The organism is Flavobacterium sp. (assembly GCF_043779715.1).
Classification (GTDB): Bacteria; Bacteroidota; Bacteroidia; order Flavobacteriales; family Flavobacteriaceae; genus Flavobacterium.
The window spans coordinates 18,774-43,779 of sequence record NZ_JAYWDT010000045.1; the positions used below are offsets into that span (position 1 = coordinate 18,774).

Below are 25,006 nucleotides of genomic sequence, written 5' to 3' on the forward strand. Positions count from 1 at the left end.
ATTTAGAAGGCTTAATATACTACATTTTGGCGAATAATTTCTCCATTTTTTCTTTTTCTTCTTCAGCTAGTGAGCTGTCTACTAAAATACGACCACTGTGCTCATCGGTAATTACTTTCTTGCGAGAAGCAATTTCCATTTGAATTTGTGGTGGAATTGTAAAGAACGATCCTGCTGAAGCGCCTCTTTCGATAGAAACTACTGCCAATCCGTTTCTTACGCTAGAACGAATTCTTTTGTAAGCGATTAGCAAACGTTCTTCGATTTTTGCTTCGTATTCTGATGATTTTTCAGATAAGAATGTTTCTTCTTTCTCAGTTTCAGACATAATTGCCTCTAATTCTGATTTTTTATGCTTCAAGTGATTAGATTTTGCTTCTAATCTTTCTTTCGATTGATTGTAAACTTCTTTCTTGTGCTCGATAGAAGCTTTCATTTCTTTAATGTGCTTCTCAGATAATTGAATTTCTAATTCTTGGTATTCAACTTCTTTTGTTAAAGAGTTAAATTCTCTGTTGTTACGAACACTATCTTGTTGTTTTGTGTATTTTTTTATTGATTCTTTGTGTTCATCAATAGCATTTTTCTTTTCCTTGATTTTTTCGTCGATAGACTCTAAATCAACTTTTAGTTTTTCTAAACGAGTGCTTAATCCTGCTACTTCATCTTCTAAATCTTCCACTTCTAGTGGTAATTCGCCTCTTACATTTCTAATTTCGTCAATACGAGTGTCGATTAACTGTAAATCGTATAACGCTCTTAACTTCTCTTCAACGTTCAATTCTTTTGTAGCTGCCATATTTATAAGTACTTAACTGGATTTGTATTTTCTTCTGATAAAACGATTCCACTAAAAGCCGAATCGGGTGCAAAATTAATGATTTTTTTCGTAAGATAATCAAATATATAGTTTTTTGTGTATCGTTCGCTTTCAAAATGACCAATATCTGCTAAAAGTAACTGATTTTCAGCTTCATAAAACTGATGGTATTTTAAATCGGCGGTCAAAAAAGCATCTGCTCCAGCCGAAATAGCATTTCTAATAGCAAAACTTCCTGCTCCACCAAGAACAGCAACTTTTTTTATTTTTTTATTTAAAAACTGACTGTGGCGAATGCCTCCGCATTGCATTTTGGTTTTTACCAACTCTAGAAAATCTTTTTCATTCATTTCAACTTCCAGTTCGCCAACCATTCCCAATCCTATATTTTGATGCGAATTTTGTAAATCGTAAATTTCGTAAGCCACTTCTTCATATATATGTGTAGCAAATAATGCTTTTAGGATTTTGCTTTGCAAATGTTTTTCGAAAACCACTTCGATTTTTATTTCGTTGGTTTTTGTGAATTCTCCTTTATTTCCTACGGATGGATTACTATTTTCGTTTCCTTGATAAGTACTGAAACCTTCGGAATTGAAACTGCAATGGTCATAATTACCGATTGTTCCTGCTCCAGATTGCAACATTGCGGTACGAATTGCATCAGCATTTTCGGGAATGGTATAAGTGATTAATTTTTGAATGAAATTCTGTTTTGGTATTAAAACCTTCGTGTTTTTTAACGCTAATGCATCACAAAAAATCTTGTTTACGCCTTGCTGGTGGTTGTCTAAAGCGGTGTGAACAGCATAAATAGCAATATCATTTTTTATCGCTTTTATAACAGCTCGTTCTACATAATTCTTGCCCGTAATCTTTTTTAAACCTGAAAATAAAATAGGGTGGAAGCAAACTACAAGATTACATTTTTTAGCAATAGCTTCATCAATTACATTTTCTAGTGCGTCATGGCAAACTAAAACGCCCGTTGCATTGTTGTTCGAATCGCCAACGAGTAAACCCACATTGTCAAAATCTTCTGCATAGGCGAATGGTGCCATTTCTTCAAGAAAGGAAAGAATTTCTTTTATTTTCATTGTACTTTTTCGATTGTTTGAGATCGTAAATTTACAATTTCATTATTTTATTTAGTTAAAAAAATCTTTATTCTTTTTATCTATTGACTTTTAAAGGTTATTTTAGCGTTTTCCATTTTCGGAAGAAAAAAGCATATCATTATGAAACATATTACATTATTACTCTTTTTTATTACTACACATGTTTTTTCGCAAGAAAATAATCTCAAACATATTGTTGCAAAAGGCGAAAGCGTTTACCAAATTGCTAAAAAATATAACGTAAAACAAGACGATATTTTTAGGTTAAATCCTGAATCTAAAAGCAAATTAAAATTGAATTCGGTTTTATTAATACCAAAAGTGGAAGTTATTTTAGATAAAAAAATGACAACAATAACACACGAAGTGTTGCCCAAACAAACTTTATATGGAATTTCGAAACAGTATAAAGTTTCTATTGATGAGATTAAAAAAGCCAATCCAACTATCGAAAAAGAAGGTTTAGAAATTGGGCTGAAACTAATTATTCCTGTCGATAAAAATTATAAACCAGAGAAAGTTATTGTTTCTGAACCATCGAAACCATTAAAAAATGTTGAACCAGAAAAACAAACAATAATTTCTGACGAAGAAGAAATCAGTCATCTTGTCTTGGCAAAAGAAACGAAATACGGAATTTCGAAAAAATATGGTGTTTCTATCTCAGAATTAGAAAAATTGAATCCAGAAATTGTTAGAGAATTGCCTGTTGGTTTTCACCTTTTAATAAAAAAAGGGGCAAAAAAAGAAACCGTTATTGCTGAAGTTCCTGTAATTAAGGAAACAAAAAGTAAGGTAGAAATTAATAAACAAAAAGACATAAAACCTCAAATTGAGGAAGAAAACGAAGAAGAAGTTGCTGTAACTCCCCAAATAAGAATATTGGAAATTATTCCTCATAAAGACGATGAAGAAGTTGTTGCGAAGCCATTATCGGCAGAAAACATGACCAAAGCAGAGTTGTTGATAGCAAAAGCTTCGGAGAATATTGGTGTTAGATACAGAAGCGGTGGAACCAGTAAAGATGGTTTCGATTGTTCAGGATTAATGATAAATGCTTTTAGCACTTACGATATAAAATTGCCAAGAAGTTCGAACGAAATGTCTAGATTTGGTAATAATGTGAATACTTCTGAGGCGCAAAAAGGAGATTTAATTTTCTTTAGTACAAACGGAAGAGGAACTGTAAATCATGTAGGAATGATAACCGAAGTTATTGATGACGAAATAAAATTCATCCATTCATCGGTTCATGCTGGCGTGATTATTTCGTCAAATAAAGAAGCGTATTATGCCAAAAGATTTGTGAAAATAAATCGGGTTTTGGAGTAATTAAATTTTAGCTATTAATTTCGATAACTCTAAATGCAACTATTTTTTTAATTAACTCATAAGGAATTTCTTCATTCAATGGAAATTGAATAGAACCTTTTCCAGTTTTATATTTAAATATTTCTTCTTGAAAAGCTTTGTTTCCTGATGGTAAAGCATAAAATCCTATATGATTTTTGAATGCTGCAAAATAAACCAATACCTTTTTTTGTTTAAAAGCAGGCATATTGTAACTTATGGTTTCTTCAGCGTTTGGAGCCGATTGTTGTATACAATTTCGAATTTTGTTCAAAAGAATTGCTACGTTTTCAGGGAAATCGGCAATGTATTCATCGATTGAAGTATATTTTTTAGTTTCCATAATTAAAAAAACATTTCTATAAAAATAGAGAATCCGCTTCGATTTCTCAAAGCGGATTCTCTATTTTTATAAATTCTGACCTCGTTACTAGTAATAAGTATATCTTCTTACTTTAGCAATATATTTTGCTAAACGAATAACTTGGTGGCTGTAACCATATTCGTTATCATACCAAACGTATAATACAATATTTTTACCATCGGCAGAAACAATCGTTGCATTACTATCGAAAATAGCAGGAGCTGATGTTCCTACGATATCAGATGACACTAATTCGTTGTTTAATGAATATTTAATTTGCTCAACAAGTTCCCCTTCTAAAGCGTATTTTTTCATGATATTGTTAACATCTTCAATCGAAGTTGTTTTTTCTACTTCAAGATTTAAAACTACCAATGAACCATTAGGAACAGGAACACGAATCGCATTAGAAGTAAGCTTTCCAGCCAAACTTGGTAATGCTTTTGCTACTGCACTTCCAGCACCAGTTTCGGTAATTACCATATTTAATGCTGCTGCACGACCACGACGGTATTTTTTGTGCATATTATCGACTAAATTCTGATCATTTGTATAAGCGTGAATCGTTTCTAAATGTCCTTTTACTACGCCTAAAGTATCTTCTACCGCTTTCAAAATTGGAGTAATTGCATTGGTTGTACAAGAAGCTGCCGAAAAAATGTTTACTTCGTCTGGATTGTATTCGTTTTGGTTTACACCATGTACGATGTTTGGAACTCCTTTTCCTGGCGCTGTCAATAATACTTTATCAACTCCTTTTGAAGTTAAATGTCTTGCCAAAGCTTCTTGCGTAGTAAATGCACCAGTATTGTCAATCACTAAAGCGTCGTTTATTTCGTATGCCGTATAATCGATATCTTCTGGCTGATTGGCTGTAATTATATGAACTGTTGTCCCGTTAATGATTAAAGCATTATTTTCAACATCAGCCACAACAGATCCTTGGAAATCTCCGTGAATAGAATCGTAACGTAACAATGAAGCTCTTTTTTCTAAAGTACTTGCATCATTTTTGTCACGCGTAACAATCGCACGCAAACGCAATTGATTTCCTTTACCCATTTTAGACATTAATTCTCTAGCTAACAAACGACCAATACGTCCGAAACCATATAAAACTACATCTTTTGGATGAATGTCTTCTGTATTTCTAGCATTTTTCAGTTTGTCTATAACAAATGATTTGGCATCGTTATGACTATTACTTTCTAAGTGAAATTCGTAAGTTAATTTACCAATGTCTAATTTAGATGGCGGTAAATCTAACGACAATATTGCTCTAGCAATTTCTACCGAATCAAATACTGAGATTGGTTTTCCAACAAATTCCCCAGCATATTCATGTAGGTTTATTATGTCACTTACATTTCTGTCGATTAATTGGTTTCTAAAAAGAACCATTTCGATAGATTTGTCGTACCACAAATCGCTAATTATTTTTATTAATTCGACTCCAGCTCTTCTTCTGTCTGCTTGAAAAGCGATTTCTTTTTCGTAAACCGTTGTGTTGCTCATTGTTTAAGTAAAAAAGGATTATTATTTTTTGTGATGCAAAAGTATCAATTTCAAACGTTTTGGTAAAGGATTTTTATAGTTTTTTTAGTATCAAAAAAAACCAGTCTAAAAAGACTGGTTGATTAAAAACTTTAAATTATTTTACAATAAAAACCTCAATATCTGACCATTTGCCGTAATTAATTCTATTTGTGAACGCTGGTTCTCTGATTTTTTAGATAAAACTTTAGTTATCGTTTCAATATCGGTAGCTCTTACGTTATCGATACTTAAAATCACGCCGCCTTTTAGTTGTTCTGCATAACCGGCAAGCTCTTCATTGGTAATGTTTTCAATTTTAACGCCATTTTTGATATTGAATTTCTTCATATCAACATTATCAATATCCGCTAATTCTAAACCTTTCAAATCGTAATTAATGAGTTCTTTTTTAGTCAATTTTACAGGAATTGTTATGCTTTTTTCATCACGAACAATTCCTACTTTAATTTCGTCATTTGGACGTTTTGTATTAATGTAAGAAGTTAAATCGGAAAATGACATGATGCTTTTTTCATCTAATTTCTGAATAATATCTCCTTTTTTCAAACCAGCTTTTTCGGCACCAGAATTTTTAGAAACCTTATTAATTAAAACACCCGTACTTTGTTTTATTCCTAATTCTTTCGAAGTTGCACTATTTAGTTCTCCTGCTTCAATACCTAAAATACCACGTTGTACGTTTCCGTATTCCATTAAATCTTCAACAATTTTACGAGTTAAATTAGATGGAACCGCAAACGAATAACCAACATAAGAACCCGTTTGAGAAGAAATCATAGTATTTATTCCTATTAATTCACCACGCGTATTTACTAATGCGCCACCACTGTTTCCTGGGTTTACGGCTGCATCGGTTTGTATAAATGATTGGATTCCGTTGTTAGATAAATCTCTCGCTTTTGCCGAAACAATTCCTGCGGTAACCGTCGATGTCAAATTATAAGGATTTCCAACCGCTAGAACCCATTCGCCAACTTTTATATTGTCTGAATCACCAAAAGTGGCATAAGGTAACTTTTCGTTGGCATCTATTTTTAGCAAGGCAATATCCATTTTGCTATCAGTTCCTACCAGTTTTGCTTTGTATGTTTTGTTATTATTTAACGTAATTTCGAGTTCTGTAGCATCTTTTACCACATGATTGTTTGTTACGATATAACCATCGGCACTAATAATCACGCCCGAACCAGTTCCTACTTGTGTTTGCTGACCTCCGCCACCACGAGTGCCATAAAAATATTCCATCATAGGGTTACTCGGAACATTATAAACAGTCATGTTTTTTACGTGAACCACTGTATGAATTGTATTTTCTGCAGCTGTCGTAAAGTCTATATTTTCGGCAGAAAAGCCTACGTTTTTAGCATAATTATTGCTCGCAATCGATAATTTAGAGGAATTTCCTTCTTCCATAAATAATTTGTAAGCACCCAGCGTTGTAGCTCCGCTTAACAAAGACACAAAAAATAAACTCGCAAATTTTTTCATAGTTATATATTTTTAGATTTTAATTTCTAACGTAAATTTAGAAATTTGTTGCCCTCAGAAAAACAGTTTAACGCTCGTTTAACAACTTTTAACTTAACATTAATATTTGTACTTTTGTAATAGTTATTAGAAGCACAACATTATAGTTTCTAACCAACATCATTCCTGCTGTACGTTGCAATCTTGCCTCGTTAAAAAAAACGAGACAAGGATTTTTACTCCCGATAGCTATCGGGACATCAGAGCTAAAATTAAAATTAGTCGTTCTAACAACCGATTAATTAAATAAACTAATTAACGATTAACCAAATGAAACTCTACAAATACCAAGGAACAGGAAACGATTTTGTCATGATAGACAACCGTTTGCAAACATTCCCAAAAGAAAATACAGCACTCATCGAAAAACTTTGTGATAGAAGATTTGGTATTGGAGCCGACGGTCTTATTTTGTTAGAAAATGACGAATCGACTGATTTCAAAATGGTTTATTACAATTCCGACGGAAACCAAAGCTCTATGTGTGGAAATGGTGGGCGTTGTTTGGTCGCTTTCGCAAAAAAACTAAATATAATAAACGATAAATCAATATTTATTGCTGTCGACGGATTACATCATGCCACAATAAATGAAAATGAGATTGTTTCGTTAGAAATGAAAAATGTAGATGAAGTAAATCTTCATGATAATTATATTTTCTTAAACACGGGTTCACCACATCATGTTCAGTTTGTAGATGATTTGCCTAATTTTGATGTCAAAAGGGAAGGAGCAAAAATTCGTTATAGCGATTTGTACGGAAAAACAGGAAGTAACGTCAATTTTGTACATCAAATTTCCGACAACGAATTTTCAATAAGAACCTACGAGCGTGGTGTAGAAGACGAAACATTATCTTGTGGAACAGGCGCAACAGCAGTTGCTATTGCTATGAAAGCGACAGGGAAAACAGGTAGTAACAATATTACTATAAACGTACAAGGTGGAAAACTTGTAGTTTCATTCGTAGAGAAGAACGGTATTTTCACAAATGTTTTTCTAACAGGACCGGCAGAATTTGTTTTCATTACAGAATTAACAATCTAAATTAATCTATTTTGATTACACTAAAAGGGAATAACATTTATTTACGCGCACTAGAACCAGAAGATTTAAACTTCGTTTTTGGTTTAGAAAACAATGAAACCGTTTGGGAAGTTAGCAATACGCAAACGCCATATTCTAGGTTTTTAATCAAGCAATATCTTGAAAATGCCCATCAAGATATATATGAAGCCAAGCAATTGCGATTGGCTATTTGCAAAAATAGCGATTCGAAACCTTTAGGATTAATAGATTTATTCGATTTTGATCCCAAAAATAAGCGAGCAGGAATAGGAATCGTTATCGAAAATACAGAAAATAGAAACCAAGGAATAGGAAAAGAAGCATTATCGCTTTTAGTAAATTATGCATTTATGAAGTTAAATTTGCATCAATTATATGCAAATATTGGTAGCAATAATGAAGTTAGTTTAAAGCTTTTTACTACTTTTGGTTTTCAAAAAATTGGAACCAAAAAAGATTGGACTTTTCACGAAGGAAAATACTTTGATGAAGAATTATTTCAATTAATAAATACAAATTTTTAAATTTTTTAGTTTTGAACAAAAAGAAAATCGCCATTATAGTTTCATTAATCTTAGTAGCCTCAATAGCTATTTATGGTTATATCAATATATTTTCAAACAATACAAAGTTTGACAAAAATGAATTGTATGTGTATATACCAACTGGATCAACCTACGAAGATGTCCTTAAAATTGTCGAGCCGAATGTAAAAAATATTAATAAATTCAAATTTGTTGCTGAAAAACGTTCTTATAATGACAATGTTTTCCCAGGAAGATTCTTGTTCAAAAAAGGAATGAGTAGTTTTCAGATGATTACTGCACTTCGTCACAACGAACCATTAAATTTAGCTTTCAACAACCAAGAAAGTTTAGAAAAATTAGTTTCTCGTCTTTCCTCTCAAATGGAAGTAGATAGCACAACGCTTATAAATATTTTGCGTGACACTATCTTTATGAAAAAAAACGGATTCAATAACGAAACAATTCTAGGCATGTTTATTCCAAATACATATGAAGTAAAATGGAATATTTCGGCAGAAAAATTTCGTGAAAAAATGGCAAAAGAGTACACTGTTTTTTGGAATAATGACAGATTAGCCAAAGCCAAAGCACTAGGAATGAATTCGCAAGAAGTTATCACATTAGCATCAATCGTACATAAAGAAACCGTAAAAATTGACGAGCGCCCTCGTGTTGCTGGAGTTTACCTAAATCGATTGAAACTCGAAATACCATTACAAGCTGATCCAACGGTAATTTTTGCAGTCAAAAAAGAGTCTGGCGATTTCGACCAAGTAATAAAAAGAGTCCGTGGCGAAATGTTACACTCTTCATCTCCTTATAATACTTATGTTCATGCCGGATTGCCACCTGGACCAATCGCCATGCCTGACATTTCAGCTATCGATGCGGTGTTAAATGCCGAAAAACATGATTATATATTCTTCTGTGCAAGTGTAGAACGTTTTGGTTATCATGATTTTGCAAAAACTTATGAAGAACATCAAGTTTATGCAAAAAAATATGCAGAATGGGTTACTAAATTAGGTATCGAAAAATAATTTTGAAATTATATTATTACATACATTTAAGTTTATTCTTTCTTTCTATTCCAATTTTTGCCCAAAATAGCATTGGTGATTTTTTTAAACCTGCCGATTCTTTAATTGTTGAAAGAAGAAATACAGTTGTAATTGCCGAAGCTGTAGCAATTTCAGGTGCTTTAATTGGCTTGAACGAATTATGGTATAAAGATTATCCGAAATCTAAATTTCATTTTATAAATGACAATAACGAATGGCTTCAAATGGATAAGTTAGGACATATCTATTCTGCCTATCATATAGGAAATGCTGGTGCAAATTTGTTACAATGGAGCGGTGCTACAAAAAAACAACAGTTGCTTTATGGGTCAACATTGGGTTTTGTATTTCTAACTGCTGTTGAAGTTCTTGACGGATATTCTCAGAAATGGGGAGCATCTTCTGGAGATATTATTGCAAATGCTACAGGTGCAACTTTGTATGTTTCGCAAGAACTACTATGGAAAGAGCAGCGAATTGTACCTAAATTTTCTTTTCACACAACATCTTATGCTTCTATGCGACCAGATGCGTTGGGAAAATCACTAAACGAACAGATACTAAAAGATTATAACGGGCAAACGTATTGGTTATCTGCAAATATGCATTCGTTTTTTCCGACATCTAAAATACCAAAATGGATAAATGTAGCTGTTGGTTATGGAGCTGAAGGAATGATTTCTGGAAATAAAGATGTTTCTGATGTAAATAGTGGTTCTGAAGACAAAAGATACCGACAATTTTACCTTAGTTTGGATGTAGATTTAACAAAAATTAACACAAAAGCACATTTTTTGAAGACTCTTTTCTCGATTTTAAATACTATAAAAATTCCCGCACCAAGTGTCGAATTAGCATCTAACGGAGTTGTTAACTTTCATTGTTTATATTTTTAACAAAATTTAACATATTATATTTCAACACTTTAGCTTTCGGTTGTAAATTTGTCCTGTAGAAATTTTCTAATTTTGATGGTTTTACCTAGTTAGAAAGAAAAATAATTTATGACAAAAAAACAAATATTTTATATAGGAATATTTGCCTCAATTACAATTTTAAGTTCTGGTTTTAAACCATTTTCATCTGAATTTTTTCCTTGGTTTCATGTTTTTGAAAAAGAAGAAATGTTTTATACCGTACCTACCGAAACAGAACTTAACCAAACTTTTTTTAATATCCCATTTACCGGAAAAACTTTTATAGGATTTAGGCAATCTTTAGCTGTTCGCGAATCGCAAGCAAAGTATCATAAAGTAAATACATTGGGATATTTAGGAAAATATCAGTTTGGTTCAGAAACTTTAAGAGTTTTAGGAATTAGAGATACAACTTCTTTCCTGAGAAGTCGAAAATTACAGGAAAAAGCTTTTTTAGCCAATTTATCTAGAAACAAATGGGAACTTCGTAAAGAAATTACTAAATATTCTGGAAAAATAATTAGCGGAATTGAAATTACTGAATCTGGGATTTTAGCTGCAGCGCATCTTGGCGGAGCAGGATCTGTAAGAAAGTTTTTGAAAACTAATGGGCGCAGAAAAAGCAAAGATGGTTATGGCACCTCAATTAAAGAATACATGAAAGATTTTGCGGGCTACGACACCAGTTGTATAGAAGCAAGCGAAAAAGCCAAAGCTAGGCATTACTAATACGTTTTATGAATAATAAAAATACAAGGTCGGTTGTGTAAATCGACCTTTTGTTTTTTCCATAAATTTACTGTCATCGTTTTGATGTATTCTGTCGGTAAAGTAATATCGCAAGCCACACACAAAAGTGTATTGGGTTGTAAGGTTTGCAAAATGTCTTCTAATAATTTGTTGTTTCTATAAGGTGTTTCAATAAACAATTGCGACTGATTTTTGTCGAAAGATAATTTCTCTAAACTTTTTATTGCTTGTTTTTTTTCTGATTTATCGATTGGCAAATAGCCATTAAAAGTAAAACTCTGACCATTCATTCCAGATGCCATAAGCGCTAACAGGATAGATGATGGACCAACTAATGGAACAACTTGTATTCCTTTTTCATGAGCAATTTTTACAATGACTGCGCCAGGATCTGCAACTCCAGGGCAACCAGCTTCGCTCATCAATCCTACATTATGACCTTCTAGCAATGGTTTTATAAAACCTAAATGCTCTTTAGTGTCAGTATGTTTATTTAATAAAAAAAGTTTTAATTCCGATTGTTTTTTCTCGGTATGAACTATTTTTATAGATTTTCTTGCAGTTTTTTCGTTCTCAACAATATAATAATCTATAAAATCGATGGCTCTTTTGATGGTTTGAGGTAAAACATCGTCAGCATTCATTTCTCCAAGAGTGGTTGGAATAAGGTATAGTTTTCCTAGGATATTCATCTTAGTTTATTTTTTTAAAAGTCTTTCCTTAATTACGTCACAAGCTTCATCGAGCATATCATAAACTCTTGAAAAACCATCTTGTAAACCGTAATAAGGATCTGGAACATCTACATTTTCATCAGGAAATAATTCATTAAGAATGAGTTGCACTTTTATTTTTTCATTTTCATGAGAAGCAAGAGCGATTACATCTTTATAATTTTGATTGTCCATCACATAAATATAGTCAAAATCCAAGAAGTCTTGTTTCGAAAATTGACGCCCTTTTAAGGTTGAAATATCGATTCCTTTTTCCTTGGCAATATTTATAGACCTTGCATCGGGCGGATTCCCTATATGCCAATGACCAGTTCCAGCAGAATCTATAATAAAATCTGATGAAAGTTTAGATCGTAAAATACCTTCGGCAAGTGGAGAACGACAAATGTTTCCCAAACAAACCATCAATACTTTTGTAGTCATGTCTTAAAGCGATAATTTTTTGTTGATATCGTCAACAAATTTTTTGAATTGTTTGTCGGTTGAAACTAAATTGTCAACTGTCTTACAAGCATGTAAAACTGTAGCGTGATCACGGTCTCCAATTTGAGAGCCAATATTTGCTAAAGAAGCTTTGGTGTATTTTTTTGCAAAAAACATAGCCAGCTGTCTTGCTTGTACCACGTGACGTTTTCTTGTTTTAGATTGCAAAATTTCTAAATCCAACTGAAAATAATCTGAAACTACTTTCTGAATATAATCTATAGATACTTCACGTTTTACATTCTTAACAAATTTTTCGACTACTTGTTTAGCTAATTCTAAAGTTACTTCTTTTTTGTTGAAAGAAGATTGTGCAATAAGTGAAATTATGGCACCTTCTAGTTCACGAACATTACTTTTTATATTTCGTGCTACATACTCTATAATTTCTTCAGGAATTTCGACACCATCACGATACAAAATATTTTTTAAGATAGAAATTCTTGTTTCGTAATCTGGCTGATGCAATTCGGCAGATAATCCCCATTTGAAACGAGACAACAAACGTTGTTCGATATCTTGCATATCAACAGGAGCTTTATCTGAAGTAAGAATTACTTGTTTTCCATTTTGATGCAAATAGTTAAAAATGTGAAAAAACACGTCTTGTGTTCCTGTTTTTCCTGAAAGAAATTGAACATCATCAATAATCAAAACATCGATTAGTTGATAGAAATGTATAAAATCGTTTCTCGTGTTTTTCTTAACAGAGTCTATGTATTGTTGTGTAAATATTTCAGCAGAAATATATAAAACTGTTTTATCTGGATATTTGTCTTTTATCTCAACACCTATTGCGTGAGCAAGATGCGTTTTTCCTAAACCTACACCGCCAAAAATTAGTAATGGGTTAAATGATGTTCCGCCAGGTTTATTAGCCACTGCCATTCCTGCAGAACGAGCCAATCTATTAGAATCACCTTCCAAAAAATTATCGAAACTATAATTTGCATTCAGTTGCGATTCGATTTTTAAATTACGAATTCCTGGTATGATAAAAGGATTTCTTAATTCTGGATTTTTTTGTTGCACTGGAACATCAATTTCTTGGGTTCTTACAGGCGAACGATGTGCACTTGGTAATTGTTCCGTAAACGGAAGTTTGTTACCATAAGTGTTTTCCATTTTAATTTTATAAAGTAACTTTGCGTTTTTGCCAAGTTCTTTAGTGAGGGCAACTTTAAGTAATTTTACGTAGTGCTCTTCTAGCCATTCGTAAAAGAATTTACTAGGAACTTGAATATATAATGCGTTATCAGTTAGTTCTACAGACTTAATAGGTTCAAACCATGTTTTATAGGCTTGCTCCTGAATGTTATCTTTTATAAAAGATAGACAGTTGTCCCAGACTGATTCAGCAGTTTTATTCATTGTGTGCATGCTTACGCTTTAAAATTATTAAGGTTATATTTACAAAAAAAAACAAGTAGTTTTTTTGATTCATTTGGGATAGCAAATATGATTCATAAAATCGTTAAAAAAAAATTTTTATGCTATTGATTTTATAAAAAAAATGTCGTAAGAGTATTTTTTTGAGGTTAAACAATTATTAAATTTTTATACAATAGTAAATGAAAGAATATCAATTTAGTGTCCGCGTTCGTTATGCAGAAACGGATCAAATGGGTGTAGTTTATCACGGAAATTATGCTCAATATTTCGAAATGGGACGCGTGGAATGGCTAAGAAATCTAGGGATTTCTTATAAATGGATGGAAGCAAACGGAATTATGCTTCCTGTAGTTTCGCTAACCATGAATTACAAAAAACCAGCACGTTACGATGATGAGTTAACGGTAAAAACAATTTTTAAAAGTCAGAGCTCTGTCAAGATAGAATTTGATTATGAGATTTACAATGATAATCATGAGTTGTTAACAACTGGCAACTCCGTATTGGTATTTGTAGACATGAAAACGGGACGGCCAACATTGCCTCCAGATTATGTAAATGAAAAGTTAAAACTTATGTAAAATCTTTTATATCAACCTCAAAAATATTTTCAAAAATGTCAAAAATACTTTTGGCATTTTTTTTTCGGGTTGCAATTTCAATTTGGCAGTCTTCTTTCATTATTTGAGAAACGATTGTAATGTTTTTTTCTTTGATAACTCGCATTACTTTATTCATGTTTTTATAATCGAACTGAACCAAAAAATGAACATCAATTGTTTTCTCGATAATTTCAGATTCTTCGAGTGCCATTTGTGCCGCAGTTTTGTAAGCAGTTATGAGTCCGCCAACACCTAATTTTACCCCGCCAAAATATCTAACTATAACTATTAGGATATTAGTAACATTGAATGATTGAATTTGTCCGTAAATAGGCATTCCTGCACTATTATTAGGTTCTCCATCATCATTAGCACGATATTGGATTTTATCTGTTCCCAATTGATAAGCATAACACCAATGTCTGGCTGAAAAATGTTGTTTTTTAAGATTTTCGATGTGAATCTTTACTTCTTCTTCCGAACTTATTGGGAATGCGTAGCCAAAAAACTTGCTGTTTTTTTCTTTAAATAAAACTTCAGTCGACGGTACGGCAATAGTAAAATAAGTGTCTTGAATTTCCAAAAAAAATTATTTAAGAATAAATTTTTTGTCAAAAAGTTGAGTAACATCTTCTTCGCCTGGAATAATATTCCAAATTTGCATGCCTAAAGATTCTGCAATATCTGTATTTTCTTTTTTATCATCAATAAATAAAGTATTTTTTGTTGACAAACCATGTTTTTTGATAATATAATTGAAAGACTCTGGATCTGGTTTGCGTACGCCAATTTCGAAAGAAAAATATACTTTTTCGAAACATTGGTAAAACTCTCTTATAAACGTTGCGCCAAGCATGTGCTCGAATTTTGCTATATGAATCTCATCGGTATTGCTTAGTAAAAACAATTTGTAATTCATCATCGATAATCGTTGCAAAAACTCTAATCTTTTTAATGGAAAATCTAAAAGTACCGAGTTCCAAGCAGCTCTTAAGTCATCGATGGAAGCATTTGGGATTAATTTTTTAAGTCCAATAATAAACTGAACTTCAGTTAGTTTTCCCCGTTCGAACTCTTGGTTTAAATTTTCGAGTTCATCATTCCAAGAATGTAATCCTAATTTTTTTAATGCTGTAAGCGATGCTTCTCTATCAAGATTGATAAATACGTCGCCAAAATCGAAAATAATAGTGTTAATCATAGTTTAAATAGATTAATAGTTCGTCATTGTCTATTTTGCTTTTCGCCACTATTTTTCCAGTAATTACGGGGGCTTTTGTACCACTAGAAAACATCTCTTTTCCTCTAAAAATTCTTGCTTCGTCCCACAAATTTGCGTCTATAAAAGTTTGCAAAGTTTGTCTTCCACCTTCTATAATTACGGACTGCAAATTATTATCAAATAAAAACGTTGCAATTTGCAAAGCTACATTTTCAGAATAATTAATTGTCTTGTCAGAAATTACAACCGTTTTTTGACGAATATCAAATATATGACTTTCTTTTGGAATTCTATTATTTTTATCTAAAACAATTCTTGTCGGATTTTCTCCTGTCCAATCCCGAACATCTAATTTTGGATTATCATCAATAACTGTTTGCGTTCCCACAAGTATTGCTTGTTCTTCGCTTCGCCATTTGTGTACTAATTGTCTGGAATAAATATTGGTAATCCAAACTGGTTTTTGTTCATTTTTTAAAGACGGTGCAATAAATCCATCTTCAGTTTCTGCCCATTTTAATATAATATAAGGTCGTTTTTTTTCATGAAAAGCAAAAAATCGTTTGTTAGATTCTCGACATTCTACTTCAAGAATTCCTACGGTTACATTGGCTCCAGCTTCTATTAACCTTTTTATTCCCTGTCCCGACACTTTACTATTAGAATCGACTGTGCCAATAACTACATTTGGAATTTTATATTTGATAATCAAATCACAGCAAGGCGGAGTTTTCCCAAAATGGCTACAAGGCTCTAAACTGACATAAATTGTTGATTTTGCTAATAATTTTTTGTTTTTTACAGATGAAATAGCATTTACTTCGGCATGATTTCCGCCATAAGCAGAAGTATAACCTTCGCCAATAATTTTATTTTCAAAAACAATTACAGCACCAACCGAAGGATTTGGCATTGCCAATGGCAAACCGTTTTTGGCTAATTCGATGCAACGTTTTATATATTTTTCATGTATCTTCACATCACAAAAATAAGATTTTACTTTTAGAATGAACAATATTATAATTAGAGAAATTCAACAAAAAGACAATCAGGCAATTGCAAAAATTGTTCGTGATGTTTTAATGGAATTGGGTGCGCCAAAAGTAGGAACGGCTTATGCTGATCAGCAATTAGATTTTATGTTTGAAACGTATCGAAATCCAAAAACAAAATATTTTATAGTCGAAAATAACGAAATTGTAATTGGTGGAGCCGGAATTGCTCCATTAGAAAACGAGGCAGAAACAATTTGTGAACTACAAAAAATGTATTTTTTGCCAGAAGCTCGAGGATTAGGAATAGGTTCTCAATTAATGGAAAAATGTCTTGATATTGCTAAAGATTTCGGCTATGAAAAATGTTACTTAGAAACCATGCCATATATGGAAGCCGCCCAGAAATTATACAAAAAAGTTGGTTTTGAGTATCTTTGCGAACCTATGGGAAATACTGGCCACACTTCTTGTCCTGTTTGGATGATAAAACAGTTGACAAATGCTAATGAATAATTGAGAAGCCAAAAATGCTAATAAAAAACTATAGAACACAATTCACACAAGAGCTAACTTCAATTTTTGATGAAAAAGAAATTGAAAGTTTTTTTTATATCATTTTAGAAGCTTTTCATAATCTAAAACGTGTCGATTTGGTCTTGAATCCAGATTTAGAATTAGATACAATTCAACTATCGAGATGGGAAACAGTTTTGTGGCAACTTAAAGAACAAAAACCTATTCAATACATATTAGGTGAAACCGAGTTTTTTGGTTTGCCTTTTTATGTCAATGAAAACACCCTTATTCCTCGTCCGGAAACAGAAGAATTGGTCGATTGGATTATTAAAGATTTAAAAATTAAAAAATTTAAAGATTTAAAGATTCTCGATATAGGCACGGGGTCTGGTTGCATTGCGATTTCGTTAGCAAAAAATCTTCCAAATGCCTCAGTTTTTGCGATTGATGTTTCGGAAAAAGCTCTGGCAACAGCCAAAAAAAATGTAGAACTGAACGATGTAAAAGTCACTTTTATTGAGCAAAATATTCTAGAAACCGAAGATTTAAATCAACAATTTGATATTATAGTTTCTAATCCGCCGTATGTTCGAAATTTAGAAAAACAGGAAATTCATAAAAATGTGTTAGAATACGAACCGCATTTGGCACTTTTTGTCGAAGATAATGATGCGTTACTTTTTTATCGAAAAATAACTGAATTGGCTGTAAAAAATCTCTCCGAAAGAGGAGGATTGTATTTTGAAATCAATCAATATTTAGGTAAAGAAATGGTCGATTTGTTAGAGAAAAATAATTTTAAAAACATTGAACTTAAAAAAGATGTTTACGGAAATGACCGAATGATTCGATGTGTTTTAAAGTCATAAAGTCTAAAGCAAAATCTATAATAAATTATAAGTACAATTGTCATTCTGACGAAGGAAGAATCTCATTAACTCATTCTGTGGGATTCTTCGTTCCTCAGAATGACAAAAACTGTGTCTTTATGACCTTAGACTTTTTATTCGTAACGCAAAGCTTCAATAGGATCTAGTTTTGCGGCTTTTATAGCAGGGTAAGAACCCGAAACCACAGCCACAATAAAGCTCACAACAAATGCAGATATGATAGCAAGCCAGGGAATTACAAACTCAAACTCAATCAAAACTGCAATGGTATAACCTATCAGAATCCCTAAAATGATCCCCAATAATCCGCCCAATTGACCAATTACTAAAGTTTCCATAAAAAACTGAATCGCAATCGTACTTTTTTTAGCACCCAATGCTTTTCTAACGCCAATTTCTCGAGTTCTTTCGGTTACCGAAACCAACATGATATTCATTAATGCGATCGAAGAACCGAAAATTGTAATAATTCCAATAAACCATGCCGACAAGCTTAAATATTGCGTAATCCCAAGTATTTTATTTATCAAATCATCACTTCTAGAAACCGAAAAATTAGCATCTTCAATAGGACTTAATTTTCTTACTTTTCGCATAGCGATAGTAGCGTTATCTACTGCATTACTTAGCAATTCCTTTTTATCAATCATCACGCTAGTCGTATAATTTATATTGGGCATGGTAAATAAAGTTCGCGCCACTTGTATAGGAATCATAACACGTAAATCTTGACTATTCCCAAAAGTTGATCCTTTTTCTTCTAAAACGCCAATGACTTTAAATTTTGCGCCACGAATAGAAATCGTTTTATCAATTGGATTAATATCTTTCAATAATTTTTTTTCAAAATCAGAACCTAAAACGCAGACATAGTTATTGCTTTCGATGTCAAAGCCTGTAAAATTTCGACCTTTTACAACTTTAAGTCCGGAATTTGGCATAAAATATTCATCGACACCAAGAACAGATGCTTCGGGATCAGTTTTTTTAGTTTCAAATTTCACTTCGGCTGTCGATGTTGCTGTAAACGAAATAGAAGTATTGGTAAACGGATATTTAAAAATTTCTTTAAATGCTTTGGCTTCAGCATAAGTAATGGTAGGATTTATTTTTTCTCTTTCGCCGCTGCCATTACTTCGGGTCGAATTTTCATACTGATTTATCGAAAAAGTATTAGAACCCATCGAAGCAAAATCTTTAGACAAAGTGTTTTCTAGAGCCGAAACCACGGTCAGAATTCCTACCAAAGCCGTAATTCCAATAGCAATAATAAGCACTGTCAAGATGGTACGAAGCAATTGCGTTCTTATAGAACCCAGCGCAATTTTTACATTTTCTTTAAATAATCCTAGCATAATACCTATTTGACACGAAATTACAGATTTTGTTACAAGTTTCTATCTAAAATTTTATAAATAGCCTAAAAAACAAGATATTTGCAAAAGTTTTAGGAGCGAATAGCTTGGGATTTTTTGTAATCCATTTTCCTGCTGTCGCTACAATCTGTTTCGTGCCAAAAAACGAAACAGGATTTTCGCTTCCATCAGGGCTAAAAAGCAATTTTTAAAACCTTCTGTAATCGAATAACCAAATAATCGAATAACCGAATACACAACAAAATGAAGCCAAGCATACCAAAAGGAACCCGTGATTTTTCGCCAGCAGAAGTAGCAAAACGCCAATATATTATTCAGAAAATGAGAACTCATTTCGAGAAATTTGGTTACCAACCTATCGAAACACCTTCGTTCGAAAATTCCGAAACCTTAATGGGAAAATACGGAGAAGAAGGCGATAGATTAATTTTTAAGATATTGAATTCTGGGGATTATTTGTCTAAAGCAAATGCAGAGATTTTAGAAGCTAAAGATAGTAATAAGTTAACTTCAACTATTTCTGAAAAAGCACTTCGTTACGACCTAACCGTTCCTTTTGCGCGTTATGTTGTACAACATCAAAACGACATCGAATTCCCTTTCAAACGTTACCAAATACAACCAGTTTGGCGTGCCGATCGTCCGCAAAAAGGACGTTTTAGAGAATTTTATCAATGTGATGCCGATGTTGTAGGTTCGACCTCATTATGGCAAGAAGTAGAATTAGTACAATTATATGATTCCGTTTTTACCGATTTAGGATTAGATGGCGTCACCATCAAAATTAACAACAGAAAAATATTATCTGGAATTGCCGAAGTGATTGGCGCATCGGACAAATTAATAGATTTTACAGTTGCACTGGATAAACTCGACAAAATAGGAGAGGACGGCGTAAAAAAAGAAATGATCGAAAAAGGAATTTCTGAAACTGCAATAGAAAAAGTGCAACCTTTATTCAATTTTACAGGTTCTATTTCTGAAAAAATAGAAAAATTATCTGTTCTACTTGCTGATTCAATCGAAGGAATGAAAGGGGTTGAAGAATTACAATTTATTTGCGACAATGTTTCTAATTTAGGATTAAGTTCTGCAATTTTAGATTTAGATGTAACACTTGCCCGAGGATTGAATTATTACACAGGTGCTATTTTCGAAGTGGCTCCGCCAAAGGCTGTTTCGATGGGATCTATAGGTGGAGGTGGTCGTTACGATGATTTAACCGGCATTTTTGGACTTAAAAATATGAGTGGCGTCGGGATTTCTTTTGGATTAGACAGAATTTATCTGGTTATCGAAGAGTTGGGTTTATTTCCAGAAACGGTAACGACAACTTCTAAAGCTATTTTCCTAAATTTTGGTCAAGAAGAAACTAAATATTCAATGAAAGCGATTACTGAATTGAGAAAATTAGGTGCAAAAGTCGAATTGTATCCTGACAATGTCAAAATTGCCAAACAATTTCAATATGCCGAGAAACGTGGTATTCACTTAGCTATAATTGTTGGTGATGATGAGATAAAAAACAATCAGTTTTCTGTTAAAAATTTGGTTTCTGGAGAACAACAAAAAGTAAGTTTTGACGAATTGAAGAATTTATTTCAATAAACCATTTTGTCATTTCGACGAAGGAGAAATTTCACAACTAATTTTGATAAGATTTCTCCTTCGTCGAAATGACAAGAACGCACTTATTTATTCAAACTATTTACTTCTAGGATGAAAAGTTTGCATGACTTGGCTTAAATGTTTCCTATCTACATGCATATAAATTTCGGTAGTAGTTATCGATTCATGCCCTAGCATAAGCTGAATAGACCGCAAATCGGCGCCATTTTCGAGCAAATGTGTGGCAAACGAATGTCGGAAAGTATGCGGGCTGATTACTTTATTCAAACCAATTTCGATAGCTAGGTTTTTTATAATGGTAAAAATCATTGCTCTGGTCAATTGTCTTCCTCTTCGGTTTAAGAATAAAGTATCTTCGTGACCTTTTTGAATTGGAAGTAAATTTCTATCGGTATTTTTATAAATCTCGATATATTTCTGTGTGTACTCACTAATAGGTACAAATCGTTGTTTGTTTCCTTTTCCTGTTATTTTTATAAATCCTTCATCAAAAAACAAATCGGAAATTTTTAGCGAAACCAATTCCGAAACACGTAAACCACAAGCATATAAAGTTTCTAACATGGCGCGATTTCGTTCGCCTTCATTGGTTGTTAAATCGATAGCAGAAATCAGTTTATCGATGTCTTCAATATTCAAGGTGTCGGGTAATTTCCGTCCCAATCGTGGCGTTTCTATAAGTTCTAACGGATTGTCAGGACGATAATCTTCGAAAATAAGATAATTGAAAAAACTTTTTAATCCAGAAATTGTTCTGGCTTGCGAACGTGGATTTACAGTTTTAGAAATCTCATAAATAAATTGTTGAATCGTTTCGTCGTCTATTTTTACGGGAGAAATATCGATATTATTATCTGATAAATAGTTGCTTAATTTTTCTATATCAAGCACATAATTATCGATAGAATTTTTAGATAATCCTCTTTCTATTTTTAGATACGATTTAAAGTTTTTAATATAAGTGACCCAATTATTTTTCATAATTAATATACTTTTTTTTTATATTTTTACGTTACAGTATTATAAAATATAAAGAATATGAAAGTAACTAAAAAATTTGCATTAGCCGTATTTTTATTCACTTTTGTGAATATTGTTTCTGCTCAAGAAACTACAAATTCAGAATCTTCTTCTGGTTTTGGAATTAAAGGAGGATTAAACTATTCTACGGTATCGAAAGGAAAATTTGAAGAAGGACCAGATCCAAGAACCAGTTTTCATCTTGGATTTTTAGGCGAGATTCCTCTTATGCCAAAAGTTTTATCACTACAGCCAGAAGTCGTTTATTCAAGACAAGGTTTCGAAACCAATGTGAAACCATTATTTGGGTCAAGTTATAAAGTGACCTATCAGATCGATTATTTAAACGTTCCTATTTTAGCTAAACTGTATTTGGGTAAAATTTTCAGTATCGAAGTGGGACCTCAATTTGGGTTCAAAGTTTCTGAAAAAACAGAGAGCAGTAATAGTTCTTCTCTAGAAAACGAAGTGGAAAGTTTTGATACAGCCATTGCTGCTGGAGTTTCTTTTAATTTTTCAGAAGGGGCATTTATCTCAGGTCGTTTTACGCAAAGTTTAAATGAAGTTGTGAAAAATAGCGATTCTAAAAACATGGTTTTCCAAGTGGGAATAGGCTTTAAGATGTAAGACTAAAAAAAGGGTATAATGAAAAAAACCACGCTATTAGCGTGGTTTTATTTATATAATATTCAGAATATTAGAATTGGTAACCAATTCTTACACCGCCAATTACGTTTGTAGTAATTCCAGAAGCTTTACCACCTGCAATATTTACATTTGGTTGACCTGTTTCGCTGATTTCAATATCTTTATTTTTACCAGTAACAATGTTTAAACCAGCTTCAACTCCTAAAAATACTTTTTTAGCAATGTAGTAGTCAGCACCAGTTAATAATCTTAATCCAAAATAATTACCTGCAACATCACTAAAATCACCTGTATTTAGATCTTGGTTAGCACCATCAACATTATAAGAATAACCATTTTCTGTGTATTCAGTTTTAGCTCCTCTGAAACCAATTAATAAATCTGCACCAGCGTAAGTAGATAATCTTTCAGAACCAGCAAAATGCTTTTCAATCCCTAAATTTAAAGTTAAATCTGATCTTTTGTTAATTGTAGTTTCAATATTAGTTAAATCTGAATTGTCAATTTCTTCTGTTTTGTTAGAATTAGTTGCAAAACCTAAACGCAAACCTAAATCATCTTTCAAGAAATATCTAAACTTTAAAACACCTGTGTTAAGGTTAAAGTCAGCAGCGTTTAAACCACCAGTTAAACCTACTTCAGTAGTAACAGTACCTTTAGTTGGTTTGTAATCGCTAGTAGTTGTACCTTCTTGTGCATTAGCAAAACCAAATGCAAATACTGCAATAGCAGTTAATAATACTTTTTTCATTTTATTTAAATTTTAAATTCAGAGCAAATTTAATAGTATTTTATTTAAAAAAACAAGTAAATAAAGAACTTTCGAGAGGTTTATTTATATGATACTGATATCCAGTAAATTGTGTTTTGAATCAATTTTGTTATCATGTATAAAAAAATCCCGTCTCGTAATAAATCGAGACGGGATTTTCTGTATTCTTTATTTTAATCTAGAATTAGATTAGAATTTTAAAGCAAGACCTGCCATAACTTTAACTCCACCAAGAGTACCTTTTCCAGTAAACTTACCGTCTTCATCAGTATATGTTGATTTTAAGCTACTTCCTTCGTAACCTACATTTAAGATAACACCTACAACATCAGAGAAGTAATAGTTACCACCAGCATTAACACCATAGTTTAAACCAGAATATTTAGTTTTTTGAGAATCACTATATTCAATACCAAAAATAGCATCTTTGTCTTTAGCAGTTGTAAAACCGATAGATGGTCCAGCAAAAATATTAAACTTATCATCGTTCAAGAAATAATATCTTCCTGATAAATTTACTTTGAAAGTAGATAATGATGGGTTTGAGTAATTATAATCCTCAGCATCAAAACTTTTATATGCTAATACAGCAGTACCAAACTCTAGACCAATACCAGCACTAAAACTTTCTGCAATACCATACTGAAAATTAGCCCCAAATTGAGCTCCAGTAGCAGTAGCTTTATATTTCAATGAACCAGCTTCATCATCTTGTTGTGTGAAATTTCCTGATAAAAAACCTCCAATTACATTAACATGCATAGTTCCTTGTTTGTTTGATTGTGCATTAGCAACCGTAAGACCAAACACAGCGATAGCTGTAAATAATACTTTTTTCATTGTTTTTTTGTTTTAAAATTAATTTATTTAAAAATAGGTATTTATGAACGCGTAAAAGATAGGAGATTAAAAATAGTTATTAACAATTTTTAACTTATTTAATGTTAGTTAGTTATGTGTTAAAAGCAGCAAAAAAAAACCTAAGGTGGTTTGTTTTTGGTTATTTTAAAACAATATTTTTTCTTCAAAAATTACTTGAGATTAGAAACTAAATCATTTTTATTAATCAGCTTAGTTATTTATTGGTTTTTAAAACTACAATTTTCGGTCACTTTATTTTAATATAAAGCCTAAATAAGTACTTTTACAAAACAACAATAATCATACAATGAAAATTATTATTATAAACGGACCAAACCTTAATCTTTTAGGAAAACGAGAGCCAGAAATATATGGAAATCAAGATTTCGAAACCTACTTTGAAAAACTAAAATCTAAATATCCTTCTGTCGAATTAAGTTATTACCAAAGTAATGTAGAAGGAGAAATCATCAATGAACTACAAGAAGTTGGTTTTGATTACGACGGAATAATACTAAACGCGGGCGCTTACACTCATACGTCTATAGCAATTGGCGACTGTGTTAAATCCATTACAACTCCAGTGGTTGAAGTGCATATTTCGAATACTTTTTCTCGTGAAACTTTTCGTCATCAATCTTATATTTCGCCAAACGCAAAGGGTGTAGTTATTGGTTTTGGATTAAAAAGCTATGACTTGGCATTGGAGTCGTTTTTGTAGTTATTACAAGGCTAAACTCTATTTTTTCTGTGAAAAAATAAACTTTTGTTAATTAATTTCTTACTTTCTTAAGATGCTTTAAGTTT

General features: G+C 32.2%; 27 protein-coding genes. 12 read left to right on the top strand and 15 right to left on the bottom strand.

Translation table 11 applies throughout. The annotated features are described in order from the left end of the window. Positions 1 to 19: 19 nt before the first annotated feature. On the bottom strand, positions 20 to 799 hold the full coding sequence (locus ACH2BG_RS02100) for a zinc ribbon domain-containing protein (RefSeq protein ID WP_395046076.1): 780 nt from the start codon (positions 797 to 799) through the stop codon (positions 20 to 22). Positions 800 to 801: 2 nt separating this feature from the next. After that, on the bottom strand, positions 802 to 1,917 hold the full coding sequence (locus ACH2BG_RS02105) for a Nif3-like dinuclear metal center hexameric protein (protein ID WP_395046077.1): 1,116 nt from the start codon (positions 1,915 to 1,917) through the stop codon (positions 802 to 804). 141 nt (positions 1,918 to 2,058) lie between these two features. Between ACH2BG_RS02105 and ACH2BG_RS02110 the strand changes: the two genes are divergently transcribed. Next, positions 2,059 to 3,270, top strand: a complete 1,212-nt coding sequence (locus ACH2BG_RS02110; RefSeq protein ID WP_395046078.1) for an NlpC/P60 family protein — start codon at positions 2,059 to 2,061, stop codon at positions 3,268 to 3,270. A 7-nt stretch (positions 3,271 to 3,277) separates the two neighbouring features. Here ACH2BG_RS02110 and ACH2BG_RS02115 read toward each other — a convergent pair whose 3' ends face one another. From ACH2BG_RS02115 to ACH2BG_RS02125, 3 genes are all read right to left on the bottom strand, one after another. Then, a complete protein-coding gene (locus ACH2BG_RS02115) occupies positions 3,278 to 3,631 on the bottom strand; it encodes an iron chaperone (protein ID WP_395046079.1) in 354 nt (117 codons plus the stop codon). A gap of 87 nt (positions 3,632 to 3,718) precedes the next feature. Continuing rightward, a complete protein-coding gene (locus tag ACH2BG_RS02120; protein ID WP_395046080.1) occupies positions 3,719 to 5,167 on the bottom strand; it encodes a glyceraldehyde-3-phosphate dehydrogenase in 1,449 nt (482 codons plus the stop codon). Positions 5,168 to 5,308: 141 nt separating this feature from the next. Further along, the gene (locus ACH2BG_RS02125) at positions 5,309 to 6,697 is read right to left on the bottom strand and encodes a S1C family serine protease (protein ID WP_395046081.1); all 1,389 of its coding nucleotides are present in this window, start codon (positions 6,695 to 6,697) and stop codon (positions 5,309 to 5,311) included. A gap of 309 nt (positions 6,698 to 7,006) precedes the next feature. Here ACH2BG_RS02125 and dapF point away from each other — a divergent pair, with 309 nt between their 5' ends. The 5 genes from dapF (at position 7,007) to ACH2BG_RS02150 (ending at position 11,038) form a co-directional block, all read left to right on the top strand. Further along, positions 7,007 to 7,783 carry a diaminopimelate epimerase gene (dapF, locus tag ACH2BG_RS02130; RefSeq protein ID WP_395046082.1) on the top strand — a complete coding sequence of 259 codons (777 nt, stop codon included), beginning with the start codon at positions 7,007 to 7,009 and terminating at the stop codon, positions 7,781 to 7,783. 11 nt (positions 7,784 to 7,794) lie between these two features. Further along, the gene (locus tag ACH2BG_RS02135; protein WP_395046083.1) at positions 7,795 to 8,328 is read left to right on the top strand and encodes a GNAT family N-acetyltransferase; all 534 of its coding nucleotides are present in this window, start codon (positions 7,795 to 7,797) and stop codon (positions 8,326 to 8,328) included. A gap of 11 nt (positions 8,329 to 8,339) precedes the next feature. Beyond that, positions 8,340 to 9,371 (top strand): endolytic transglycosylase MltG, encoded by a 1,032-nt coding sequence (gene mltG / locus ACH2BG_RS02140; RefSeq protein ID WP_395046084.1) that lies wholly within the window; start codon positions 8,340 to 8,342, stop codon positions 9,369 to 9,371. Between the two features lie 2 nt (positions 9,372 to 9,373). Beyond that, positions 9,374 to 10,288: a DUF2279 domain-containing protein gene (locus ACH2BG_RS02145; protein WP_395046085.1), complete on the top strand. Its 915-nt coding sequence runs from the start codon at positions 9,374 to 9,376 to the stop codon at positions 10,286 to 10,288. A 108-nt stretch (positions 10,289 to 10,396) separates the two neighbouring features. Next, positions 10,397 to 11,038, top strand: coding sequence for a peptidoglycan-binding protein LysM (locus ACH2BG_RS02150; RefSeq protein WP_395046086.1), 642 nt, complete (start codon positions 10,397 to 10,399; stop codon positions 11,036 to 11,038). Here ACH2BG_RS02150 and ACH2BG_RS02155 read toward each other — a convergent pair. The 3 genes from ACH2BG_RS02155 to dnaA are packed head-to-tail and all read right to left on the bottom strand — an operon-like array spanning position 11,035 to position 13,647. Continuing rightward, complete coding sequence (locus ACH2BG_RS02155; protein ID WP_395046087.1) at positions 11,035 to 11,751, bottom strand: SAM-dependent methyltransferase; 717 nt, start codon at positions 11,749 to 11,751, stop codon at positions 11,035 to 11,037. The two genes, ACH2BG_RS02150 and ACH2BG_RS02155, sit on opposite strands and share 4 nt — an antisense overlap. 6 nt (positions 11,752 to 11,757) lie before the next feature. Then, a complete protein-coding gene (locus tag ACH2BG_RS02160) occupies positions 11,758 to 12,216 on the bottom strand; it encodes a low molecular weight protein-tyrosine-phosphatase (protein WP_395046088.1) in 459 nt (152 codons plus the stop codon). A 3-nt stretch (positions 12,217 to 12,219) separates the two neighbouring features. Further along, a complete protein-coding gene (dnaA, locus tag ACH2BG_RS02165; protein ID WP_395046089.1) occupies positions 12,220 to 13,647 on the bottom strand; it encodes a chromosomal replication initiator protein DnaA in 1,428 nt (475 codons plus the stop codon). A gap of 200 nt (positions 13,648 to 13,847) precedes the next feature. On the opposite strand from dnaA, the gene ACH2BG_RS02170 reads away from it, so the two are divergent. Beyond that, entirely contained in the window at positions 13,848 to 14,249 is a 402-nt protein-coding gene (locus ACH2BG_RS02170) for an acyl-CoA thioesterase (RefSeq protein ID WP_395046090.1), read from the top strand. Here the strand turns inward: ACH2BG_RS02170 and ACH2BG_RS02175 are convergent. The 3 genes from ACH2BG_RS02175 to ribD are packed head-to-tail and all read right to left on the bottom strand — an operon-like array spanning position 14,242 to position 16,471. Beyond that, positions 14,242 to 14,853, bottom strand: coding sequence for an IMPACT family protein (locus ACH2BG_RS02175; RefSeq protein WP_395046091.1), 612 nt, complete (start codon positions 14,851 to 14,853; stop codon positions 14,242 to 14,244). The two genes, ACH2BG_RS02170 and ACH2BG_RS02175, sit on opposite strands and share 8 nt — an antisense overlap. Positions 14,854 to 14,859: 6 nt before the next feature. Next, the gene (locus ACH2BG_RS02180; RefSeq protein ID WP_395046092.1) at positions 14,860 to 15,471 is read right to left on the bottom strand and encodes an HAD family hydrolase; all 612 of its coding nucleotides are present in this window, start codon (positions 15,469 to 15,471) and stop codon (positions 14,860 to 14,862) included. Then, a complete protein-coding gene (gene ribD / locus ACH2BG_RS02185; RefSeq protein WP_395046093.1) occupies positions 15,464 to 16,471 on the bottom strand; it encodes a bifunctional diaminohydroxyphosphoribosylaminopyrimidine deaminase/5-amino-6-(5-phosphoribosylamino)uracil reductase RibD in 1,008 nt (335 codons plus the stop codon). The genes ACH2BG_RS02180 and ribD overlap by 8 nt, the downstream gene beginning before the upstream one ends. 28 nt (positions 16,472 to 16,499) lie before the next feature. On the opposite strand from ribD, the gene ACH2BG_RS02190 reads away from it, so the two are divergent. Together ACH2BG_RS02190 and prmC are read left to right on the top strand one after the other, a co-directional pair. Further along, positions 16,500 to 17,000 (top strand): GNAT family N-acetyltransferase, encoded by a 501-nt coding sequence (locus ACH2BG_RS02190; protein ID WP_395046094.1) that lies wholly within the window; start codon positions 16,500 to 16,502, stop codon positions 16,998 to 17,000. A 14-nt stretch (positions 17,001 to 17,014) separates the two neighbouring features. After that, the gene (prmC, locus tag ACH2BG_RS02195; RefSeq protein ID WP_395046095.1) at positions 17,015 to 17,872 is read left to right on the top strand and encodes a peptide chain release factor N(5)-glutamine methyltransferase; all 858 of its coding nucleotides are present in this window, start codon (positions 17,015 to 17,017) and stop codon (positions 17,870 to 17,872) included. Positions 17,873 to 18,006: 134 nt separating this feature from the next. Here the strand turns inward: prmC and ACH2BG_RS02200 are convergent, their stop codons facing one another. Further along, positions 18,007 to 19,248 carry an ABC transporter permease gene (locus tag ACH2BG_RS02200; protein WP_395046096.1) on the bottom strand — a complete coding sequence of 414 codons (1,242 nt, stop codon included), beginning with the start codon at positions 19,246 to 19,248 and terminating at the stop codon, positions 18,007 to 18,009. 264 nt (positions 19,249 to 19,512) lie between these two features. Here ACH2BG_RS02200 and hisS point away from each other — a divergent pair, with 264 nt between their 5' ends. After that, a complete protein-coding gene (gene hisS, locus ACH2BG_RS02205) occupies positions 19,513 to 20,877 on the top strand; it encodes a histidine--tRNA ligase (RefSeq protein ID WP_395046097.1) in 1,365 nt (454 codons plus the stop codon). Positions 20,878 to 20,973: 96 nt separating this feature from the next. Here hisS and xerD read toward each other — a convergent pair whose 3' ends face one another. Next, positions 20,974 to 21,879: a site-specific tyrosine recombinase XerD gene (gene xerD, locus ACH2BG_RS02210; protein WP_395046098.1), complete on the bottom strand. Its 906-nt coding sequence runs from the start codon at positions 21,877 to 21,879 to the stop codon at positions 20,974 to 20,976. Positions 21,880 to 21,936: 57 nt separating this feature from the next. Between xerD and ACH2BG_RS02215 the strand changes: the two genes are divergently transcribed. After that, positions 21,937 to 22,545, top strand: coding sequence for a porin family protein (locus ACH2BG_RS02215; RefSeq protein WP_395046099.1), 609 nt, complete (start codon positions 21,937 to 21,939; stop codon positions 22,543 to 22,545). A 70-nt stretch (positions 22,546 to 22,615) separates the two neighbouring features. Here the strand turns inward: ACH2BG_RS02215 and ACH2BG_RS02220 are convergent, their stop codons facing one another. Both ACH2BG_RS02220 and ACH2BG_RS02225 read right to left on the bottom strand, forming a co-directional pair. Beyond that, positions 22,616 to 23,317 (bottom strand): hypothetical protein, encoded by a 702-nt coding sequence (locus tag ACH2BG_RS02220; RefSeq protein WP_395046100.1) that lies wholly within the window; start codon positions 23,315 to 23,317, stop codon positions 22,616 to 22,618. A 210-nt stretch (positions 23,318 to 23,527) separates the two neighbouring features. Next, positions 23,528 to 24,178, bottom strand: a complete 651-nt coding sequence (locus ACH2BG_RS02225) for an outer membrane protein (RefSeq protein WP_395046101.1) — start codon at positions 24,176 to 24,178, stop codon at positions 23,528 to 23,530. Positions 24,179 to 24,506: 328 nt separating this feature from the next. On the opposite strand from ACH2BG_RS02225, the gene aroQ reads away from it, so the two are divergent. Next, a complete protein-coding gene (aroQ, locus tag ACH2BG_RS02230; protein ID WP_395046102.1) occupies positions 24,507 to 24,920 on the top strand; it encodes a type II 3-dehydroquinate dehydratase in 414 nt (137 codons plus the stop codon). The last annotated feature ends 86 nt before the right edge of the window (positions 24,921 to 25,006 follow it).

Excerpts from the sequence above, each read along its gene's own strand:
- prmC (WP_395046095.1), top strand. The coding sequence starts at position 17,015 with ATGCTAATAAAAAACTATAGAACACAATTCACACAAGAGCTAACTTCA.
- ACH2BG_RS02160 (WP_395046088.1), bottom strand. The coding sequence starts at position 12,216 with ATGACTACAAAAGTATTGATGGTTTGTTTGGGAAACATTTGTCGTTCT.
- ACH2BG_RS02100 (WP_395046076.1), bottom strand. The coding sequence starts at position 799 with ATGGCAGCTACAAAAGAATTGAACGTTGAAGAGAAGTTAAGAGCGTTA.
- ACH2BG_RS02190 (WP_395046094.1), top strand. The coding sequence starts at position 16,500 with ATGAACAATATTATAATTAGAGAAATTCAACAAAAAGACAATCAGGCA.
- aroQ (WP_395046102.1), top strand. The coding sequence starts at position 24,507 with ATGAAAATTATTATTATAAACGGACCAAACCTTAATCTTTTAGGAAAA.
- ACH2BG_RS02220 (WP_395046100.1), bottom strand. The coding sequence starts at position 23,317 with ATGAAAAAAGTATTATTAACTGCTATTGCAGTATTTGCATTTGGTTTT.
- ACH2BG_RS02115 (WP_395046079.1), bottom strand. The coding sequence starts at position 3,631 with ATGGAAACTAAAAAATATACTTCAATCGATGAATACATTGCCGATTTC.
- xerD (WP_395046098.1), bottom strand. The coding sequence starts at position 21,879 with ATGAAAAATAATTGGGTCACTTATATTAAAAACTTTAAATCGTATCTA.
- hisS (WP_395046097.1), top strand. The coding sequence starts at position 19,513 with ATGAAGCCAAGCATACCAAAAGGAACCCGTGATTTTTCGCCAGCAGAA.
- ACH2BG_RS02110 (WP_395046078.1), top strand. The coding sequence starts at position 2,059 with ATGAAACATATTACATTATTACTCTTTTTTATTACTACACATGTTTTT.
- ACH2BG_RS02155 (WP_395046087.1), bottom strand. The coding sequence starts at position 11,751 with ATGAATATCCTAGGAAAACTATACCTTATTCCAACCACTCTTGGAGAA.
- ACH2BG_RS02120 (WP_395046080.1), bottom strand. The coding sequence starts at position 5,167 with ATGAGCAACACAACGGTTTACGAAAAAGAAATCGCTTTTCAAGCAGAC.
- ACH2BG_RS02150 (WP_395046086.1), top strand. The coding sequence starts at position 10,397 with ATGACAAAAAAACAAATATTTTATATAGGAATATTTGCCTCAATTACA.
- ACH2BG_RS02225 (WP_395046101.1), bottom strand. The coding sequence starts at position 24,178 with ATGAAAAAAGTATTATTTACAGCTATCGCTGTGTTTGGTCTTACGGTT.
- dnaA (WP_395046089.1), bottom strand. The coding sequence starts at position 13,647 with ATGAATAAAACTGCTGAATCAGTCTGGGACAACTGTCTATCTTTTATA.
- ACH2BG_RS02180 (WP_395046092.1), bottom strand. The coding sequence starts at position 15,471 with ATGATTAACACTATTATTTTCGATTTTGGCGACGTATTTATCAATCTT.
- dapF (WP_395046082.1), top strand. The coding sequence starts at position 7,007 with ATGAAACTCTACAAATACCAAGGAACAGGAAACGATTTTGTCATGATA.
- ACH2BG_RS02215 (WP_395046099.1), top strand. The coding sequence starts at position 21,937 with ATGAAAGTAACTAAAAAATTTGCATTAGCCGTATTTTTATTCACTTTT.
- ACH2BG_RS02125 (WP_395046081.1), bottom strand. The coding sequence starts at position 6,697 with ATGAAAAAATTTGCGAGTTTATTTTTTGTGTCTTTGTTAAGCGGAGCT.
- ACH2BG_RS02200 (WP_395046096.1), bottom strand. The coding sequence starts at position 19,248 with ATGCTAGGATTATTTAAAGAAAATGTAAAAATTGCGCTGGGTTCTATA.
- ACH2BG_RS02105 (WP_395046077.1), bottom strand. The coding sequence starts at position 1,917 with ATGAAAATAAAAGAAATTCTTTCCTTTCTTGAAGAAATGGCACCATTC.
- ACH2BG_RS02170 (WP_395046090.1), top strand. The coding sequence starts at position 13,848 with ATGAAAGAATATCAATTTAGTGTCCGCGTTCGTTATGCAGAAACGGAT.